Origin of the sequence: Ochrobactrum sp. BTU2 (assembly GCF_024539785.1) — a bacterium.
GTDB classification, from domain to species: Bacteria; Pseudomonadota; Alphaproteobacteria; order Rhizobiales; family Rhizobiaceae; genus Brucella; species Brucella anthropi.
On the sequence record NZ_JAHWRG010000083.1, the window covers coordinates 1 to 1,096 of the forward strand.

The following is a 1,096-nucleotide window of genomic DNA, read 5'->3' on the forward strand; positions in this document are numbered from 1 at the left end:
CGTCGCGGAAGCGGGCATCTGGGGTTCTGTTCGCCACCACGGCCTGCTGGGCAATGCCGTCATTATCTCCGACGATGCCGGCCAGTTCCGGGTTGGCAATCATGCGCTGTGCTGGGTGCATGCGGAGCGACTGCTGCAAAAGCTGATGCCGGCGACGCCACAGCACGTCCGGTGGGTGGAAAATATACGCGATCTCATTTGGAGCTTCTACAAGGCGCTCAAGGCATTCAGGCAGAAGAGCCCCTCACCAGGATCAATCAGCGCTTTCCGGCAACGGTTTGACCGCATCTTCTCTATCCGGACGGGTTGTATGGAGCTGGACAAGCTGTTGGCACGCCTGCTACGCCGCAAGGAAGAACTGCTCAAGGTTCTCGAACGCCCGGAAATTCCGTTGCACACCAACGCCTCCGAGAACGATCTGCGCAGTTGCGTCACCAAACGCAAAATCTCGGGTGGCACCATGAGCAACGATGGACGCATTGCCCGCGATACCATGCTGGGCCTTATGAAGACCTGCAAAAAGCTTCGGCTTTCCTTCTGGCATTATCTCGGCGACCGGCTTGGTATATCCAGTCAACAAACAGCCATTCCGGAGCTTGCAGGCCTCATTATCGCCAAAGCCTGATCCCACTTACTTCCGACTGTCAGGCTTTGAGAATGGCACCACCCGACCTGCTCTTGTTGGTGCTTCATCCATAATATGACCACCCGTCAAGCTCAGTAATGACGGTGAAACATTCCACTGTTTGTCGTCATCCGTGTGCACCGTCACCGTCTTGCGATTGCGACGAATAACAAAGCCTCGAACCATCGTACCATCTGGCCCTTCAAACATCACGCCACTGCCGATCTTAATCTCCTGCAGCACAGCGGCTGTCTTTTGTTGATGGAGAAACTGCAATCGCTCAACGATGTGCCGGTTCAATTCCATCAGCGTGGCTTCATCAAGACTATCAATATCGAGCTCGGTAATCGGAGTCTTCTTCATCGTGCAATCTATACGACCTTCTTGGGCAAAAGGAATTATGGTAGATTGCAACTCACCGTGCAACTGCACAACAAAATGGCACCGCCAACGGATATGCCCCGCTTACCC

General features: G+C 54.2%; 2 protein-coding genes. One reads left to right on the plus strand and one right to left on the minus strand.

Translation table 11 applies throughout. The annotated features are described in order from the left end of the window. Positions 1-625 (plus strand): transposase (locus KWJ32_RS28095; protein ID WP_256886626.1); only part of this gene is annotated, 625 nt, incomplete at its 5' end. A 6-nt stretch (positions 626-631) separates the two neighbouring features. On the opposite strand, the gene KWJ32_RS28100 is transcribed toward KWJ32_RS28095, so the two are convergent. Further along, complete coding sequence (locus KWJ32_RS28100; RefSeq protein WP_011982512.1) at positions 632-988, minus strand: hypothetical protein; 357 nt, start codon at positions 986-988, stop codon at positions 632-634. Between the last annotated feature and the right edge of the window lie 108 nt (positions 989-1,096).